Raw genomic sequence first — 2,899 nt, 5'->3', positions numbered from 1 at the left:
AGGTAACTATATATCAGTTGGGACAAACAAAAATATGAAAAAAAGTTCTTTGAAGTTCAAAGTGTTTTGCGTAAATTTACTATACAGGACGAGGGGGGCAATGATTATAATAAAGTGGGCGCACGCGATATTATATAGCCCTTGCCTCCAACTGATTTAATACTTCTCTAACATCCTTATTACACCTACCAATCAATTTCATTAAATCATCAAACTCCTTTTCTGAAAAGCTTATAACTTTTGCGCTATCTCTATACTGTATAAATCCAATACGTGAATCAGGTTGTAAAAAAGGCATTGTTTGGTAATGAGCAAAATAATTTCTTGTATGTGCCAACTTTCTAATATTCTCCAATAATGCTTTATAATTTCTTTTGTGGTTGCCGTATTTTTTGGATAAAAAGTCCTCTTCACATTTTTTATCCAATAAGAATTTTAGCGCTGTTCTTTTGCTTTCAAACGGTATTCTGTCTATAAGGACTTCTATTATTTCTTGTTCAACTACCGGGCTGTCAATAGTAAAATATCGAGCTAAATATCTATCTATAACTTGCTCTAATTCTGAAAATTTAGCTATAAAATAGCCTCTGCATTCATTATGTGTCATGGTTTATGGTTTTAGTCCCACAATCTTACGAATTATTTTCAAATAAATTTGTCCCATATTGTTATTAATATTATATTTGTATAAGCAAACAAAGAAACAATGACAACACAATTCAAATCCCTGATACAAGTTTTAGACTTCTTTAAAGATGAAACAACTTGTGTATCTCACTTAGCCGCCAGCCGTTGGGATAATGAGCCATCTTGCCCACATTGCGGTAATGTTGGTGCTTACATCACTAACCGGGGTTACAAATGCAAAGCAAAAGAATGCCACAAGAAATTCACTGTAACTACAGGTACTATTTTTGAAAACACAAAGATTTCATTGCGTTTATGGTTTGCTGCAATGTATTTGTGTACCGCTCATAAAAAAGGTATTTCATCTTTACAGTTAAGCAGGGATTTAAATATCACTCAAAAAACTGCTTGGTTTTTATTACACCGTATACGTGAAATGTTAGCTAACAATGAAGCTACACAATTAGACGGTGGTGTTGAAGTTGACGAAACTTTCGTAGGTGGCAAAAACAAAAACCGTCATGCTAACAAAAAGATTGAGGGTTCACAAGGTCGTAGTGCTGCCGACAAAACACCTGTTATAGGTATCGCTCAAAAATCAGAATATACAATTGTTGAACGTGACCACAAAGTAATTAAAGGACGTAGGGTTACCGAACGCGTTTATACTAAATATTCAAATGTTACTTTACAAGTTGTGGCTGATACAACCGCTGAAACTTTGCACCCGATTATGTTTAAAAACGTTAAGGCTGATAGCAAAGTTGTAACCGATGCTTACCGCTCATATTGCGGGTTGGGTGACACATACGAACACGTTGCTATCAAGCACACAGAGGGCAACTACATCACTGTAGGCGATGACCATACAAATACTATAGAGGGCTTTTGGTCATTGCTTAAACGCGGTATAATCGGCATCTATCACCAAGTAAGCCCAACCCATTTACATCGCTACTGCCATGAATTTGGCTACCGTTACAATAGCCGTATGATTACCGACCCTACACGCTTTGTAGAGACGTTCAAACGTGCTGATAATATCAGATTAACATACAAACAACTAATTGCAAAATAATGGCTAAAAAGAAAGCAGAACCAAAGGAACGGCAACCCACTTACGACCCTAAAGTAAAATTTGAGGGTTCATTAGAAGATATGATAAAGATTGCTGTTAAGCCTATACACGGAAAAAAGGCTATTAAAAAATAGCATTTGACAGATAATAATTTACTATATTTGATTAGCTAATCCAGTATTCCAGTACGGGGATTTTGGCTAATAAGTAATTGAGCATCACCTACTCAAAGGTAAAATATTATGCTCAAAAAAACAATAGCAATTATTTCTGTCGCTTGTATCTTTTTTGGTTGTAAGATATATTCCAAGAAAATTATTTTTATTGGTGACTCTGGTGGTTCGGGGGCACCTACATGGCAACCAATGCTTAAGGCTGATACTTGCCGAAAGTAAATCGATTAGGCTTCACAATCACATAATTTACAACAGAGTCAACATCTTCATGTTTACTGGCTTCGATGTATATTAAATTAGCGCATTCAACAACCTTATCTAATCCAGTAAAAAATCTATGCGAACTCGGTAAGGCATTTATAGATTCATTGAACCCTCCAGTTATCAACCCATTAAATTTTTGTGTGGTAATTGGTTTTGATGGAATAACTACAGCATTATAATTATTTAACTTGTTACCTATGAATATACTACATATTATATGTGTATTTTTTTTATATTTAACGATGATTGCCGAAAAATGAAGAGAACTTGATGAATCGCGATTATAAGACAATGTAATTCTTGTTTGCAAACTAAGGCTATTCCAATAATTTTGAATACCCGCCGCCAGTTTTTTGGAAAGAATGTCGCAGGCATTCTCAATATTTTGAGTTGTGTCGAAATATTGTTTTATTTTTTCCCTCATTGGCACATCACCTATATTGCTTATTCCTTCATAGACCACAAAATATGACCCATATCTAAATATTTTACATGATGTATCCGTGTGTGTTTTAGAACCATATCTATCCGTCCTGCCAACCCTTGAATCGACTGCCATGACTGTGCTATCATGGGTTACCCAAACAGCAAAAGTTGTTCCTTTTTCAACGTGGTTGTTATGGGTGCAACATGCAAGCAATAAATAAAGTAGTAAGGCTAATCTTTTCATATTGGGTAAGGCTTTGATAAACCTAACCAATAAAAACTAAATTATAAAATTACCGGCGTCCCAACTGATATATAGTTACCTAAA

4 protein-coding genes are annotated in these 2,899 nt (G+C 34.9%); 2 read left to right on the top strand and 2 right to left on the bottom strand.

Features of this window, described 5'->3' with window-relative positions; translation table 11 throughout:
• Positions 1 to 130: 130 nt before the first annotated feature.
• Positions 131 to 607 (bottom strand): hypothetical protein, encoded by a 477-nt coding sequence (locus NAF19_RS30405; RefSeq protein WP_252794227.1) that lies wholly within the window; start codon positions 605 to 607, stop codon positions 131 to 133.
• 99 nt (positions 608 to 706) lie between these two features.
• On the opposite strand from NAF19_RS30405, the gene NAF19_RS30400 reads away from it, so the two are divergent.
• A complete protein-coding gene (locus NAF19_RS30400; RefSeq protein ID WP_252794224.1) occupies positions 707 to 1,705 on the top strand; it encodes an IS1595 family transposase in 999 nt (332 codons plus the stop codon).
• On the top strand, positions 1,705 to 1,839 hold the full coding sequence (locus tag NAF19_RS30655) for a hypothetical protein (protein WP_256484599.1): 135 nt from the start codon (positions 1,705 to 1,707) through the stop codon (positions 1,837 to 1,839). The genes NAF19_RS30400 and NAF19_RS30655 overlap by 1 nt, the downstream gene beginning before the upstream one ends.
• Positions 1,840 to 2,074: 235 nt before the next feature.
• Here the strand turns inward: NAF19_RS30655 and NAF19_RS30395 are convergent, their stop codons facing one another.
• The gene (locus NAF19_RS30395; protein WP_252794222.1) at positions 2,075 to 2,815 is read right to left on the bottom strand and encodes a hypothetical protein; all 741 of its coding nucleotides are present in this window, start codon (positions 2,813 to 2,815) and stop codon (positions 2,075 to 2,077) included.
• Positions 2,816 to 2,899 lie beyond the last annotated feature (84 nt).

It is taken from the genome of Mucilaginibacter flavidus, assembly GCF_024055575.1.
GTDB classification, from domain to species: domain Bacteria; phylum Bacteroidota; class Bacteroidia; order Sphingobacteriales; family Sphingobacteriaceae; genus Mucilaginibacter; species Mucilaginibacter flavidus.
The sequence above is the reverse complement of the archived record's forward strand: the minus strand, read 5'-3'. Positions and strand labels throughout refer to the sequence as shown.

Bases quoted from the DNA above. Each gene is read 5' to 3' on its own strand.
- NAF19_RS30405 (WP_252794227.1), bottom strand. From the start codon at position 607: ATGACACATAATGAATGCAGAGGCTATTTTATAGCTAAATTTTCAGAA.
- NAF19_RS30395 (WP_252794222.1), bottom strand. From the start codon at position 2,815: ATGAAAAGATTAGCCTTACTACTTTATTTATTGCTTGCATGTTGCACC.
- NAF19_RS30655 (WP_256484599.1), top strand. From the start codon at position 1,705: ATGGCTAAAAAGAAAGCAGAACCAAAGGAACGGCAACCCACTTACGAC.
- NAF19_RS30400 (WP_252794224.1), top strand. From the start codon at position 707: ATGACAACACAATTCAAATCCCTGATACAAGTTTTAGACTTCTTTAAA.